Source organism: Flavobacterium frigoris (genome assembly GCF_900111075.1).
GTDB classification, from domain to species: Bacteria; Bacteroidota; Bacteroidia; order Flavobacteriales; family Flavobacteriaceae; genus Flavobacterium; species Flavobacterium frigoris.
Genome location: NZ_FOFZ01000004.1, coordinates 221866 through 236565, shown reverse-complemented (window position 1 = coordinate 236565; position 14700 = coordinate 221866). Strand labels below are relative to the sequence as shown.

The following is a 14700-nucleotide window of genomic DNA, read 5'->3' as shown; positions in this document are numbered from 1 at the left end:
TTCTATAAAATTATAGCTTATTCAATTGTTACTTATCTAAATTTTTAAATGTTATTTAAATTATATCCTATGAAAGTATACATTACAATACTGTGCATCTTTTGTTTTGGAATTAACTCCAATGCTCAAGATTTGGTTTATAAACCAATAAATCCCGCTTTCGGCGGCGATACATTTAATTACACCTGGCTGTTAAATTCTGCAGAGTCACAAAATAAATTTAGAGAGCCGGTTGATCCTTCACCAACATTATCAGCGCTCGAGCAATTTAAAAGCAGTCTCAATAGTCAATTACTAAGTCAAGTGTCTAGCTCGTTATTTCAAAGTCAATTTGGCGATCAAGGAATAGTGCCTGGATCCTACACTTTTGGTAGTTTGGCTGTAAATATCTATCCGTCAAATCTAGGACTGGTAGTTGATATATTAGATACTGATACTGGTGAGAAAACTCAGGTGTTTATCCCAGGCAATTAATACCGATTTAGACATTTGAATTATAATTTTGAAAATAGTAGTACTAAAATTTTTGTTTGGTAGATTTTAAATTCACCACAAAATACTTTAAGCTTCAGTTGCTTCCAAATCTATAAATAGTCAATTATGAATAAATACATGTCGATTACTCTGCTATGCTCTTTTCTATTATCCGGCTGTGGGGCCTATTTTAATCAACCACTTGGAATTCAAAAAGCAGTTTATGGTGAAAATACGCCAGCGACTTCTTCACTAGCTCTTCTTCCTAAACCAAAAGAACAAATTGTTGTAGGTGTCTACAAATTCAAAGATCAAACAGGACAATACAAAGCTTCTGAAGCAGGAAGTACATTCAGTACCGCTGTGACTCAAGGAGCAACTTCTATCCTAATTAAAGCTTTGGGCGATTCTAAGTGGTTTGTCCCTATTGAAAGAGAAAATTTAGGAAATCTTCTAAATGAGAGGAATATCATAAGAGCCACCAGACAGGAATATGTAGAAAAGACAGCAGATCCAAAAGATATTCAGCTAAGTCCTCTATTGTTTGCGGGCGTATTACTTGAAGGAGGTATCATATCCTACGACAGTAATATTATCACAGGAGGTTTTGGCGCTAGATACTTTGGCACTGGAGCATCCACAAGATATAGACAAGATAGAGTCTCTATCTACCTTAGATTAGTCTCTACATCAAATGGAAAAATATTGAATACCGTATACGTTTCAAAAACAATCTTGTCACAAAGCGTAGATGCTAATTTGTTTAAATATGTAAATCTTAAAAGACTTCTTGAGGTAGAAACTGGCTTTACCAGAAATGAACCTATACAGCTTGCAGTTACTGAGGCAATTGAAAAAGCTGTTGAAGGACTAATTGTTGATGGTATTAAAGATAATATTTGGTCGGTTGATGCTACAACGCCTGAAGTAGCGGCTTTTTTAGAATCTTATAAAAAAGAGAAAGAAGAAGATGATGTAGCATTGCTTTACGGAAGGCACAAGGAAGAAAAGCGATCTAAGGTTGGAATTGAATTAGTGGGTGGGGCAACTTATATGCAAGGAGACTATCCAAGTCCAGTAGCAAAACCGATGGTTCGTGGTGCGGTAAAATACTTTTTCACTCCTCATTTTGACTTAAGTGCGTCAGCTAATGCTTTCTGGCTTGGAAATAAAAATTCCTTTGATAAAGGATATGCTTCATTAGATCTAAATTTAGAGTATTTTATTTTGCCCTATGACGTTTTTACACCTTATGTTTTTCTAGGAGCGGGTACAGGTTTTGACAAAAAATTTGAGAATAATTTTTCTAAAATTCAATATGGAGCAGGTATGGAATATTTGATTAATGATCATTTTGGTTTTAAATTTTATGGGGAACATAATGTAACTTTTTCTGACAATGTTGATTTTGTAGTCCATGGCAAAAGAGACGATTATTTTTGGCGTTTTGGAGTGGGATTGACATACTATTTCCATCAAAAAATCAAGAAGAAGATTAGATAGATGACTCTTTTTGAAAAACACTACTCAAGCAAATAATTATAGTATTCAGTAATAGTAAATAAATCTGATGTTTAATAAAAATAAAACAACTTCAAATGAAAAAAACAGCCATACAAATTTTAATGTGTTTTGTTCTTTTAGCTTCTTGTACTGAAGAACCAATAAGTCTTGACGGAGGGTTTGGAGTCGTAAAAGGGAGAGTCGTAAAAGCGGGGACATTTGAGCCAATAGAAAATGCTAGGATTTCAACAACTCCAACTTCAAGCACTTTCTTTTCAGATAAAGATGGTTATTTTACTTATGATAAAGTTGCAGTTGGAAAGTATTCTTTTCAGGCAAAAAAAGATGGATATACGGATAAATTTGAACCAGTTGTCGTTACAATAGGTAACACAACTCAGATAGTATTTGAATTAGAGATTGCTACTGCTAATAACAAACCACCGGGAATTCCTGTTTTAACCTCACCAATTGATAATGTAAAAAATCAAGCATTAGCATTAAATTTGACTTGGACGGCAACAGATAATGAGGTAGATCCTTTGACCTATTCGGTAACACTTAGGAATGGAACTACCGATGCAGTAATTACCTATACTGATATTAAAACACCAACTTTAGATATATCAGGATTAAGTTATAGTACTAAATATTATTGGCAAGTGTCTGCTTCAGATGGGATTAATTTACCTGTTAATAGCGTGACAAATTCATTTACGACTTTAGCTTTTCCTAATCCTAGATACTTGTTTGTCAAAAAAGTTAATAATAATAATGTAATTTTTACCGCTGATGATGTAGGGAATGAATTGCAACTTTCTCCATCCGAAGTGAATAGTTACCGACCGAGAAAAAATCTTCAAATCAATAAAATTGCCTATATCAGCTCTGATGGTTCTCAAAATCAAATTTATACGATGGATCCTGATGGTTCAAACGTATTTAAAGTGACTAATTCAGTTCCAATTGCCGGATTCAATATGGAGAACGTCAGTTATAGTTGGAGTGCAAATGGAAGCCAATTAATCTATCCGAATTTTGATAAATTATATCGCATTAATGCTAATGGAGGAGGGGTAGTACAGCTGTTTCAGACTCCTAACGGCAAATTTATTTCTGAATGTGACTGGAGTCAGGATGGCACTCAAATAGCACTTAAAGTGAATGATTTAGCAGGATATAATGTAGAGATATATGTAATTGATACATCGGGAACAGTGCTATATTCAGTTCTTTCTGGGTTAAATGGAGCTGTTAGTGGATTGGATTTTTCAACGGATAATCAAAAAATTGTGTATACGAGAGATGTCTCAGGGTACCAAGACGCAAATTATAGAAGACTTGATTCCCAAATAATTCTCTACAATCATTTGACAAATACTTCTACACAACTGAACAATCAAAAGGTAAATGGCTATAATGACTTGGATGCGAGGTTTTCGCCAAATGAAGCTGAAGTTATTTTTACAAGTACTTCTAATGATGGGATATCTGTAAAAAGTATTCAAAAAATAAGCGTCAATAATTCATTAACACGCAGTGTTGTGATTCCTGTGGGGTCAATGCCAGATTGGAAATAATAGATGTTAAATTGTTAATTCAGATGATGCCTGTCCATTTTGGGCAGGCATTTTTTTATCCATTATTCTAATAGAATCGCAAGATTTACATTAAATACTTACTTCCAGCCAATAGTCAAAACCCAAAAAAAATAATTATCTTTGCCGCACAACCGAGTTGCTTCAAAGCAGCTTACACAACTACACTACATGAGCTCAGATACTAGTAAACGATATGCACTTCGCGGTGTTTCGGCATCCAAAGAAGATGTGCATAACGCCATAAAAAACATTGATAAAGGTTTGTTTCCTCAAGCATTTTGTAAAATTGTGCCGGATTACCTTACTCAAGACGACGAATATTGTTTGATAATGCATGCAGATGGAGCAGGAACTAAATCGTCTCTAGCGTATATGTATTGGAAAGAAACAGGGGATATTTCCGTTTGGAAAGGGATTGCTCAAGATGCTTTAATCATGAATATTGATGATTTATTGTGTGTGGGAGCGACTGATAATATTTTGTTGTCTTCTACTATTGGTAGAAACAAAAACCTTATCACTGCTGATGTAATTTCTGCTATTATCAATGGAACAGAAGAATTAATTAAAGAGTTGGATTCTTTTGGAGTAACCATTCATTCCACCGGTGGAGAAACTGCTGATGTGGGAGATATCGTTCGCACTATAATCGTGGATTCTACTGTCACGGCAAGAATGAAACGTTCTAAAGTCATAGACAATGCTAATATCAAAGCAGGGGATGTGATTGTAGGTTTGGCTTCTTTTGGTCAGGCATCTTACGAAAAAAGCTATAATGGCGGAATGGGAAGTAATGGATTAACTTCTGCTCGTCATGATGTATTTGGGAAATATTTGGCTACCAAATACCCAGAAAGTTTTGATGCGGCGGTACCCGAAGACTTAATTTATTCAGGACAAGTGAAATTGACTGATTCCGTGGAGAATTCTCCTATCGATGCAGGACAGTTAGTACTTTCACCAACGCGAACTTATGCACCTATTATCAAGAATATTTTAGATAAATACGACGCTGCTGCCATTCATGGTATGGTACATTGCAGTGGAGGAGCGCAGACAAAAATTCTCCATTTCGTAGATAACCTGCACATCATTAAAGATAATTTATTCCCGGTTCCTCCTTTATTTAAATTGATACAAGAACAGTCTAAAACAGATTGGAAAGAAATGTACCAAGTTTTTAACTGTGGCCACCGTATGGAAATATATGTTCCTGAAGCAGTTGCCCAGGATATTATCGCTATTTCAAAATCATTCAATGTCGATGCACAAATCGTAGGAAGGGTAGAAGCAGCAGATACTAAAAAATTGACAATCAGCAGCGAATACGGAACTTTCGAATATTAATATAATTAGGAGCTAATCCCGCTGTTCACTATATCTGTTGTGGTCTCGTAAATAGACGAGACCACAACAGGATGCCGTTTCCATCGGGGCTAAAAAACACAATGATATGTACGAATTAATTTTTTGGAAATATTTAGAGGAGGTTTACTTAAACCATCAAGAAGTGTATGAAGCACTCGATGAAGAAACTGCAATTGAAGGCCTAGAAGAACTTCCTGTTCAGGTAATTTTGAATAGAATTGCTTCTGTATTTTCAAAATGGGAAAAGGTAGATGAGAATAGTTGGAAAAACAATAGTGGACCAGGAGCTTTTCAAGTACTAACAACGCCACAAAGTATACAGATTGATTGCTATGGTACCGAAGGGAAAACAATGGATCAATTAGTGAATATTATGGAAGAATATAAATGTCCATTGTATGACCCACAAGTTCCTATGCGCTACGATGAAATGTATGCGCCAGAGTAGTTCTATTTTATAAATACAACGCATAATATAGAATTGAAGTAAAAACTACCAAAATACTAATTTCTGATACTTAGCAAATGAATTTGGATCCTTTCCCTGACTTAATTCTTGAAAATGAAGCGGTTTTACTTCGTCCACTTCTAGAAAGTGATTTTAATAATTTATTAGATTTTTCAATTAACGAGCCTGATACTTGGTGTTATTCTTTAGTACGTGCAAACGGAAAAGAGAATTTAGAGAAGTACATTCAGATAGCATTAGCTGCAAAAGAAAGAAAAACAGAGTTTCCGTTTATTGTTTTCGATAAAAAATCTGGTAAGTATGCTGGTAGCACTCGTTTTTATGATATTAATTTTGCTCATAAAACACTGCAATTAGGGTATACTTGGTACGGTGCAGCTTTTCGAGGAACAGGATTAAACAAGCACTGTAAACTTTTATTATTACAATTTGCTTTTGAAACACTTGGAATGGAACGTGTCGAGTTTAGAGCTGATAATGATAATAAAAGAAGTATTGCCGCGATGAAAAGTATCGGCTGCATTGAAGAAGGCATATTGCGAAATCACATGCCAACTTATAATAGCGACATACGACGTGATACTATTATTTTAAGCATTCTTAGAGAGGAATGGTTTAGCAATGTTAAGCAGCGCCTTGTTAGTATTGTAAAAGAATTGAACTAATCTCCAAGCTTCGATTCTTTTTCTTTGCCGTCTTCTTTTATTTCCTCTTTTTTATCCTCTGTTTTTCTAAAACCTATTAGTTGTCGGTATTTTGTTTCTGTTTTTTTTAATTCTTCCTCTAAGTGTTTGTATTTACTGATATCTTTTATGGTAACTACCGCTGCAACTACATTATTGTCTAGGTCGATTAATGGTCTCCCGCTAATAAGAACTCGTTTTTTTTCACGTTTGTCAGAGTCCCAAAGCACAATGTCAATATCATTTGTAACTTCTCCGTTTAATGCTCGTTCCATAGGTAAGTTTTGCGAAGGAAAAATTGTTTTTTCATCAGGGAAATAAAGCTCAAAATGATCTGAAATGTTAGCTGATATAAGATCATCTTCTTCAATTCCAAACATTTCATTTGCAATATAATTTGCCATGATTACCTTTTTTTGAGAATCTGCCACGATAACGCCTTCACTTATATTCTCAAGAATCAGTCGCAATTTTTCCTCATTTTCATAGAGCTCATCAATTGCTTGTTGTTGTTCTTTTTCTAATTGTACAAGTGTTGTAATGTCGCGTGCAACGGCATACATTAATCTCGTTTTTGGATCAGCAATGGCAGACCAAATGAGCCATTTAAATGAACCGTCTTTACAGATCCATCGGTTTTTAAACTCAAGTATTTGAGACCCATCTCGAATCGTCTCAATTTCCTTTTGAGTGCTTTCTTTATCATCTGGATGTACAAAATCGAGAAAGGGATGTTTTAATAGCTCCTCTTCTGAGTATCCTAATGTTTTAACCATTGTAGGATTTATTTTTTCAAATTTTTCCCTTGAAGCAATAATCATAATGTCTAGTGAGATATTGAAAAAATTATCAGCTGCATTTAATGATTTTTCATTTTCGACTAATTGCGTTACATCACTTGCAACGGCATACAATAAACCCGTTTTTACATCAGGGAAAGTAGACCACTGAATCCATTTGATAGATCCGTCTTTACCTATATATCTGTTTTTAAACTGTTTTGTAGTTGCTCCAGTTTCTAGTTTAACAACTTCCCCTTCTGTATTCGTTTTGTCTTCTTTATAGACAAAGTTTAGAAAAGGCTGGCTTAATAGTTCTTCTTCAGAATAGCCTAGTATTTTGATAGTGGCCGGATTTACTTTAACAAAGCGTGTTGATGAAGCAATAATCATCATTTCTGCAGACATAGTAAAGAACTTGTCTGATGCAACTAAGGATTCTTCCATCTTCTTTCTTTCGGTAATATCAGTAGATATTCCTCCAATCGCATAAATCCTACCCGTTGAGTCATACAAAGGGAATTTTACAGCTATGTAAGTATGCTTGCCATCTTTTTGCTGGATGGTTTCTTCGGTCTTTAATTCGCGTAGTTTTTTTACGACCTCAATGTCTGAGTTTCTGTAGGCTTCAGCAACACTTTCTGGTAAAAAATCATAGTCTGTTTTTCCTACGATTTCATCATTCGATATTTTAAATAGATCCCCAAATTGTTTGTTAATCAAAAGATATTCGCCGTTTATTCTTTTTATAAAAATGGGATTGGATGTATTGTCAATAATTGACTGAAGTAATTGCCTGTTGTCGAATAGTAATTTTTGAGATGTCTGCTTAGCTTTTAATTGCGAATTAATAATAAAGTAGACAACAATTAATAAAATGATGGATAGCGCAAATAAAGCAACCTCTACCCAATCCAATATCGAATCCATTGTTTTATCTCTTTGCTTGTTAAGTCGGGAAATGAAAATCCATCCAGAAGCAATGACTACCAGAACATTTATGACAAACCCAATAAAGACTTTTTTTTCAAATGATATTTTCATGGACTAACATTTTAATTTGATTTCTAAAAAGCTTGATAAAGAGAAGTTCGCTTGCTTATCATTATGAAAGTTAGTGAATTATATCCAATTTATTATCTCAAAATTATTTTTTTTAGAGTGAAATACCACACAAAAAAGATCTGAATGGAATAAAATTGTGAATTTGAAGTGCTGAAAATTAGTTCGTAATTTTTAGTAGCCTTTAGTTAATGTTTAACACTAGAAATAGAAGGTCGTTATATATATATAAATTAAGGTGATAGTTGGTCTTTATTTGTTTTCAAATTTCATCAAGTTCAGACTCAATAAAATCACAACCAAAGTAACTCCTACATCTGCAGCAATCGCGAAAACCAAATTGCTGTATCCCAGAAAGGCCAATGTGATAAAAATTACTTTCACGGCGATGGCTCCTATAGTATTGATTTTTATTCTTAAGAGGGTTTTTTTGCTGAGACGAATTAGAAACGGGATAAGGGAAAGTTTGTCGTTCATCAGGGCAATATTGGCTGTTTCAATGGCCGTATCGCTTCCGGCAGCTCCCATTGCAATTCCCACGGTACTTAATGCCAGAGCTGGTGCATCGTTTATGCCGTCTCCAACCATGGCCACGTTACCATATTCTTTTAAAAGAGCCGCCATTTTATCCGATTTGTTTTCCGGAAGTAAGCCCCCAAATACTTTTTTGATACCGATGGTATTGGCCACAAAATGAGCTGCTTTTTCGCTGTCTCCTGTTAGCATTATTAACTCAATATTAAGCGCTTGTAATTGTTTTATGGCGGTAATGCTATCGGGTTTTATAGCATCAGTCAAACCTATAATACCGGCGACACCTTGACCAAAACTAACGACAACGCTTGTTTTGCCTTCTGAAGCTAATTGTTCGACAATTTTTTCAGCTTCTTCAGTTACTTCGTGATATTCTCTAATGAAGTCAAGTTTACCCACAAAAACAGTTTCATCCTCACAAACTAAACATCGTGCAATTGCCCCTTTTCCCATGATGCTTTTAAAACCTTCGGCTTTATGCGGTTCAAAACCCTCTGCTTTGCTTGCCGTGACAATGGCTTGCGCCAATGGATGTTCAGAGAAAAGTTCTGTTCCGGCGGTACAGGATAAAAGCTCTTCACGGCTGGTTCCATTTAGCGGAAAAACATCGGAAACGATTGGAGTTCCATAAGTGATGGTTCTCGTTTTGTCTAAGGCAATCGCTTTTATCTGAGCCATGGCCTCGATGTATTTCCCTCCTTTTACCAGGGCTCCTTTTGCGGAAGCATTTCCTATAGCAGCGTAGATGGCAACGGGTGTAGAGATTACAAGTGCGCAGGGGCAGGCGATCACTAAGAGCGTAATGGCTTGTTTCAACCAAAGGTCAAAGTCTAAGTTTAGTATAAATACTGGTATTGCAAAGACCAAAACTGCCATCGCGATTATAGTAGGCGTATAGAATTTAGAAAAACGTTGAATGAATTTCTGGGTGTCACTTCTAGATGCAGCTGCTTCAAAAGTCAGACGAATTATTTTTGCGAAGGTGGTATCTATAGAAAGTGTTGTGGTTTCCATTTCGACAAAACCATTTTTGTTAAGTGTTCCTGCAAATAAAATATCGCCTGGATGCTTGTCTTTCGGCATGGGTTCTCCAGTAATAGCCGCTTCATCAACGGTTGTTTCTCCTGATACTATTTTTCCGTCTAGCGGAATCATTTCACCTGGTTTCACTTGAATGATAGTGCCTACAGCAACTTTGTTTACGGGAACATTTTTATTTTCTGATTTGACAAAAGCGGTTTTTGGGGCTATGTTTACTAATTGGTCTAATGCCGATTTTGAGTTCTCAAGACCTATATCTTCAAGCCGTTCGCCCAAAACATAGAGTACAATAACAACTGCCGCTTCAGGGTATTCTCCCAAATAAAAGGCCGCTACAACAGCAATTGTCATTAGTAAATTGATGCTGCTGAATTTAAGTTTAAAAATCGCTTTTATACCATTTATCAAAACGGCGTGACCAATACCGATGATAAATACGGCGAAAATAAAAGGGCCGTAAGGCATAGGGATGTGTATACCAATAATAGATAAAATTTCTAAAATGATAACGATTGTTACGGCTGAAAGTAGTAAAATAAATTTTTTATCTTGAATGGGGAGTTTCATATATAAATCATTTGTTCTAACTGAATTTTAGTAATCCTTAAGATCCCAACGGATCGTTTTATGGGTATGCCGGCAGTTACGAGAAAATTGGGGATGTTGTATTTGTTTTTTTGAAGGCTAAGTTAAACAAAAATAACGTTTCGTCCGTTGATGTAGCATATTATGTAATAGCTGGAAGTCTGTTTTTAGTATTGGGGGCAGCAAGTCTCAGTAGCTGAATTAGCAGCCGTGAAAAACAGCTTTTTTAAACAATTTTTTTAGAGTAGTACTGGCGTCTAACTCTAAATATTCATCTCTGGATTGTCAATATCTGCGGATAGAGAATCTTGTCGATGTGGTTTTGGAGCGATTATTTTGAAAATATCTCTTTTTTTTATTTGAGATAGAGTTTCGACACAGTTATCTATCATTTCTTTGGTGGTGCGCTTTATATACTCACTCTTTTTAAATTGTAGGACATTCTTGTCCATGTCTTCTGCTGTCCATCCTCTGCTCCAACCCAAGAAACTGAATGGAGGAAAGACAAATCCCAAATCAGTAAAAAACACCATTAATTGACCTGCGACAGCTTGGATATTGTCTTGGCCTCCAGTGATAATGAAAGCTGCGACTTTGTTTTGTATTAATATTTTTTTCTTGAGAGTAATTTGATTTTGCACCGTATTCAATCTTTCTGCCATTTTGTAGTATAAAGAAGAAGCATTTCCCCAGCGAATGGGAGTAGCCACCAAAACTACATCAGCCCACAATACCATGTCGCGATAGACCTGCGTCATGCCATCTTTGACATCCATTTCAGTCACACTACAGGGCCAGGTACAAGCATTCATATGCTGAGAATAATAGCCTTCGCAATGCCGAAAGTTCAATTGCCTTAGCTTTATCATTTTTGTTTCGGCTCCATATTTTTCAGTTGCATACGCCAAGGCTTTTTCCAGCGCATTTTCGGATGTGCTGAACCGTACCAGATCATCATTCATATTGGTGGTTGAGATTCCTAATATGTTTATAGAAGTTGCCGTGGTCTGGTATTTTAGATGAATTAAATCGTCCAAGGCACTTAAATCGTGTGTTGCTTTTTTGGCTTTAATTATGGGTTCTTCGCTTATTAGAACCGCATCTCCCTTTATTTTTATTTCATAAACTGCCTGCTGGTCTTTGTATCCTGGCGGTGCTGTACCCGTTTGGATATTATATTCCCAGCCATGCCAAGGACAAGTTACGTAAGTACCATCGTATTTCTTTTCAATACATCCTAAGCCTAGCGGACCTCCTTTATGTAAACAGGCATTACCAATAGCCGTTATTTTTCCGTTGAAATGAAACAGAGCCACTTTTGAATTTTTTACTTTTACTATTTTACTGCTGCCTTCTGGAAGTTCAGAAAGCGATGCTACTTTTATGAAATCCATTTTCGAATAATTTAATGTTTGACACAAAAAATCGTGCTGTCCTGTGAATCCAATCTTTCGAATGTTCTTCTGAGAGGTTGGTGTTAGCAATGTTTCTAGCAGTGATTAAGCTGCTTTGAATTCAGGATGTTGGGAATTAGATTAAGCTAAATGTTTATAGTCTCATAAAGATAGGGAAAAAGCAATGAATTGCAAAATGGTTACAAGCATGTAGACCTCGCAAGAATTGCTTCTATTAAGAAGACATTGAAAATGATAAAAAAATAAAACATAGCGCAATTTGCCAAAAACTTTGCGAACTTTGCGGTAAAATAGAATCAGATGAAAATAAACTTAAAAAACGGAATTGATCAACTCATTTTCGGGATGAAACAAAAGGATGTTACTGCAATATACGGTAAGCCGGATAGAAACTATAAAGACGAAGATGATAACGTCATTTTTGCTTACAACACTCTCAAAATCCGTTTGACATTCTACAAAGAGGAAGACTTTAGACTAGGTTATATGGTAGCTTCTAATCCAAACTTGGAGTTATTTGGACATAAAGTGATTAATAGAAAAATTAGTGAAGTCAAAAAAGAATTGGTTGCAAAAGGAGTAGCTAAATTTACTCAGGAAGAATTTGATACTTTCGAAAACTATTTTAACGAAGACAATTGGATTATCTTTCAAACAGAATTTGATGAGGTTGTAAAAGTTGAAGTGGGAGCTATCATCAATCAGAAAGATGAATTTGATTGGAAGTTTAAGAGTAAATAATAGTTAAAGAAATCTATTAAATGATAAAAACCCGATACATCTAAAAATGTATCGGGTTTCTGTTTTTAAAATCTCTCTTAAAGTCTTTTTTTTATTGTTTTGGACCTGTCGGTTTTTCGAACATCTCCAATTCAAAAATTAGCGTTGTATTTGGCGGTATAACACCACCAGCGCCTTGTGCTCCATAAGCCAAATTAGAAGGAATAAATAATACCGCTTTGTCTCCATAAGACATTAGGCTTAATCCTTCTAAAAATCCAGGAATCATACCGTCTTTTTTTCCAGCCTGAAAAGGAAAGGCTTGATATCCGTTTTGTGCGGCTCTATTTTCATCGTATTTACCGTACGATTTATTTACGTCTTCATAGCTGCTGTCAAATAAATTTCCATCTTCAAAATAACCGGCATAGTGAAAATAGAAAGTGCTACCATCAATTGGTTTTACATCTGTTCCTTTTTGAACTATTTTGTAAGTCAGTCCGGAAGGAGTTGTCGTCGCAGTTGCTTTTACAGTTGCAAAATATGCCTTTTTTGAAGCAATTACCGGTGCGTATTTTTCAATAGAGGCTTTCTTACTTTCTGCTTCAATTAAAGCTTGTTTTTTAGCCTCTTCTTCTTTGTTTAGAAAATATTCAGAAAATACTTTTGGAGCATCAAACTTTTTTGCAAGAGTACCTTTGCGTGTAATAGTGATCTTAGTAATCACATCACCTTGAGCGATTGCATTCACGACATTCATACCCTCAGTTACATGTCCAAAAATGGTATGCTTTCCATTTAGCCATGGTGTATCTTTATGAGTTATAAAGAATTGACTTGAGTTAGTGGCTGGGCCTGAGTTAGCCATAGCCAAAATGCCACCTTTGTCAAACTTCAGATCAGTAAATTCATCTTTGAAAGCATAGCCAGTACTGCCAGCTCCACTTCCTGTAGGATCGCCTCCTTGAATCATGAAGTTCGGGATTACACGATGAAATTTTAATCCATCATAAAAAGGTTTTCCTTTTAGTTTATCGTCAGTCACAAGAGTGTTTTTTCCTTCAACAAGCGAAATAAAATTGGCAACTGTAATAGGTGTTTTTTCGTATTCTAACTGAGTTGTGATGTCGCCTTTTGTTGTTGAAAAAGTGGCAAAAACACCTTCAATAACTGGAGTTTTTACTACAGTCTTAACGGTTGTACTAGATTTCTTAACAGGGACAGTTTTTTTTGTGGTCTGAGCCTGCGCATTTAACATTCCGATGCACACTAAAAATAAAAATTTAAGTTTCATTTTATATTTATTTAAGGACTAATTATATATTTCTATTCGATTATTGAGGCATTGTTTCCAATAATTCTATTTCAAAAACAATATTTGCATTGGGAGGAATTACATCTCCTGCACCGCCAGCGCCATATGCTAGGTGTGATGGTATGAACAAAATTGCTTTGTCACCAAAAGATAATTTTTCTAATCCTTCAATGAATCCAGGAATCAACCCATCCTTTTTTCCAGCTTGAAATGGAATTGGCTGATATCCATTTTGAGCAGCTCTATCAGGGTCAAATTTCCCGTAGGTTTGAGCAACATTTTCTATACTTGTATCAAAAAGATGACCATCTTCTAGAAAACCTGCATAATGAATATATACTGTTGTGCCTTTTGCTGGTTTTTTGCCAGCTGCTTTGGTTGTAATTACATATTTTAGTCCTGTAGATGTTTTTGTAGCTTTGCTTCTTAAAGCATTAAAATATTTTACCTTGTCTTCACGGACATCTTTATATTTCTCATCGTATTTTTTTTTACTTTGTTCTTCTAAAGCCAGTTTTTGCTTTTGCTTTTCAGATTCCACAGAGAAGTAGTCATAAAAAGTTTTCTCTGCATTAAATTTTTTTGCGGCTTCTCCTTTTCGGATAATTGTAACTTTATTAACTAAATCACTTTGCTCAATCAAGTTTACGACATCCATCCCTTTATCGACTACATGTCCAAAAATAGTATGTTTGCCGTCTAACCATGGGGTTGCAACGTGTGTAATGAAAAACTGACTGCTGTTAGTGGCTGGGCCGTTATTTGCCATTGCCAAAACGCCACCTGCATCAAAGCGCATATCAGTAATTTCATCTTTAAATTTATACCCAGCATCACCTGAACCTGTACCTAATGGATCTCCTGTTTGTATCATAAAATCTTTAATCACTCTATGGAATCTTAATCCATCATAAAAGGGTTTAGCTTTCAGGTTGTTATTAGTGACAAAATCATTTTTACCTTCGGCCAAAGTAACAAAATTAGCGACCGTTATAGGTGCTTTATTATAATCTAAAGCTACTATTATATCACCTTTGTTAGTTTGTATTTTGGCATATAAACCATCTGGAAGGTTGCTGTTTTCCTCATTGCAGGAAAACAATGTGGCGATTGTGAGTAATACGAATAAGATTCTTTTTTTCATAATGATA

General features: G+C 35.4%; 12 protein-coding genes. 7 read left to right on the top strand and 5 right to left on the bottom strand.

All coding sequences use genetic code 11. From position 1 onward, the window contains the following. Positions 1–69: 69 nt before the first annotated feature. The 6 genes from BMW63_RS08200 to BMW63_RS08175 all read left to right on the top strand — a co-directional run bounded on the left by BMW63_RS08200 (position 70) and on the right by BMW63_RS08175 (position 6080). Positions 70–474 (top strand): curli assembly protein CsgF, encoded by a 405-nt coding sequence (locus BMW63_RS08200; protein ID WP_074722974.1) that lies wholly within the window; start codon positions 70–72, stop codon positions 472–474. 126 nt (positions 475–600) lie between these two features. Then, positions 601–1977, top strand: a complete 1377-nt coding sequence (locus BMW63_RS08195) for a CsgG/HfaB family protein (protein ID WP_074722973.1) — start codon at positions 601–603, stop codon at positions 1975–1977. A 95-nt stretch (positions 1978–2072) separates the two neighbouring features. Further along, a complete protein-coding gene (locus tag BMW63_RS08190) occupies positions 2073–3557 on the top strand; it encodes a carboxypeptidase regulatory-like domain-containing protein (protein WP_074722972.1) in 1485 nt (494 codons plus the stop codon). 189 nt (positions 3558–3746) lie between these two features. Further along, the gene (locus BMW63_RS08185) at positions 3747–4925 is read left to right on the top strand and encodes an AIR synthase related protein (RefSeq protein ID WP_074722971.1); all 1179 of its coding nucleotides are present in this window, start codon (positions 3747–3749) and stop codon (positions 4923–4925) included. A 106-nt stretch (positions 4926–5031) separates the two neighbouring features. Beyond that, positions 5032–5394, top strand: coding sequence for a hypothetical protein (locus tag BMW63_RS08180; RefSeq protein ID WP_074722970.1), 363 nt, complete (start codon positions 5032–5034; stop codon positions 5392–5394). 77 nt (positions 5395–5471) lie between these two features. Beyond that, entirely contained in the window at positions 5472–6080 is a 609-nt protein-coding gene (locus tag BMW63_RS08175; protein ID WP_074722969.1) for a GNAT family N-acetyltransferase, read from the top strand. On the opposite strand, the gene BMW63_RS08170 is transcribed toward BMW63_RS08175, so the two are convergent. From BMW63_RS08170 to BMW63_RS08160, 3 genes are all read right to left on the bottom strand, one after another. Beyond that, entirely contained in the window at positions 6077–7921 is a 1845-nt protein-coding gene (locus BMW63_RS08170) for a PAS domain S-box protein (RefSeq protein WP_074722968.1), read from the bottom strand. The genes BMW63_RS08175 and BMW63_RS08170 overlap by 4 nt on opposite strands. Positions 7922–8191: 270 nt before the next feature. Next, complete coding sequence (locus BMW63_RS08165) at positions 8192–10081, bottom strand: heavy metal translocating P-type ATPase (RefSeq protein WP_074722967.1); 1890 nt, start codon at positions 10079–10081, stop codon at positions 8192–8194. A 281-nt stretch (positions 10082–10362) separates the two neighbouring features. After that, complete coding sequence (locus tag BMW63_RS08160; protein ID WP_074722966.1) at positions 10363–11493, bottom strand: Rieske 2Fe-2S domain-containing protein; 1131 nt, start codon at positions 11491–11493, stop codon at positions 10363–10365. 321 nt (positions 11494–11814) lie between these two features. On the opposite strand from BMW63_RS08160, the gene BMW63_RS08155 reads away from it, so the two are divergent. Then, positions 11815–12255, top strand: coding sequence for a hypothetical protein (locus BMW63_RS08155; RefSeq protein WP_074722965.1), 441 nt, complete (start codon positions 11815–11817; stop codon positions 12253–12255). A 91-nt stretch (positions 12256–12346) separates the two neighbouring features. Here BMW63_RS08155 and BMW63_RS08150 read toward each other — a convergent pair whose 3' ends face one another. Beyond that, entirely contained in the window at positions 12347–13528 is a 1182-nt protein-coding gene (locus BMW63_RS08150; RefSeq protein WP_074722964.1) for a peptidylprolyl isomerase, read from the bottom strand. Between the two features lie 40 nt (positions 13529–13568). Next, positions 13569–14693, bottom strand: a complete 1125-nt coding sequence (locus BMW63_RS08145) for a peptidylprolyl isomerase (protein ID WP_074722963.1) — start codon at positions 14691–14693, stop codon at positions 13569–13571. Positions 14694–14700 lie beyond the last annotated feature (7 nt).

Coding starts and splice junctions, on each gene's coding strand:
- BMW63_RS08200 (WP_074722974.1), top strand. CDS start 70: ATGAAAGTATACATTACAATACTGTGCATCTTTTGTTTTGGAATTAAC.
- BMW63_RS08195 (WP_074722973.1), top strand. CDS start 601: ATGAATAAATACATGTCGATTACTCTGCTATGCTCTTTTCTATTATCC.
- BMW63_RS08190 (WP_074722972.1), top strand. CDS start 2,073: ATGAAAAAAACAGCCATACAAATTTTAATGTGTTTTGTTCTTTTAGCT.
- BMW63_RS08185 (WP_074722971.1), top strand. CDS start 3,747: ATGAGCTCAGATACTAGTAAACGATATGCACTTCGCGGTGTTTCGGCA.
- BMW63_RS08180 (WP_074722970.1), top strand. CDS start 5,032: ATGTACGAATTAATTTTTTGGAAATATTTAGAGGAGGTTTACTTAAAC.
- BMW63_RS08175 (WP_074722969.1), top strand. CDS start 5,472: ATGAATTTGGATCCTTTCCCTGACTTAATTCTTGAAAATGAAGCGGTT.
- BMW63_RS08170 (WP_074722968.1), bottom strand. CDS start 7,921: ATGAAAATATCATTTGAAAAAAAAGTCTTTATTGGGTTTGTCATAAAT.
- BMW63_RS08165 (WP_074722967.1), bottom strand. CDS start 10,081: ATGAAACTCCCCATTCAAGATAAAAAATTTATTTTACTACTTTCAGCC.
- BMW63_RS08160 (WP_074722966.1), bottom strand. CDS start 11,493: ATGGATTTCATAAAAGTAGCATCGCTTTCTGAACTTCCAGAAGGCAGC.
- BMW63_RS08155 (WP_074722965.1), top strand. CDS start 11,815: ATGAAAATAAACTTAAAAAACGGAATTGATCAACTCATTTTCGGGATG.
- BMW63_RS08150 (WP_074722964.1), bottom strand. CDS start 13,528: ATGAAACTTAAATTTTTATTTTTAGTGTGCATCGGAATGTTAAATGCG.
- BMW63_RS08145 (WP_074722963.1), bottom strand. CDS start 14,693: ATGAAAAAAAGAATCTTATTCGTATTACTCACAATCGCCACATTGTTT.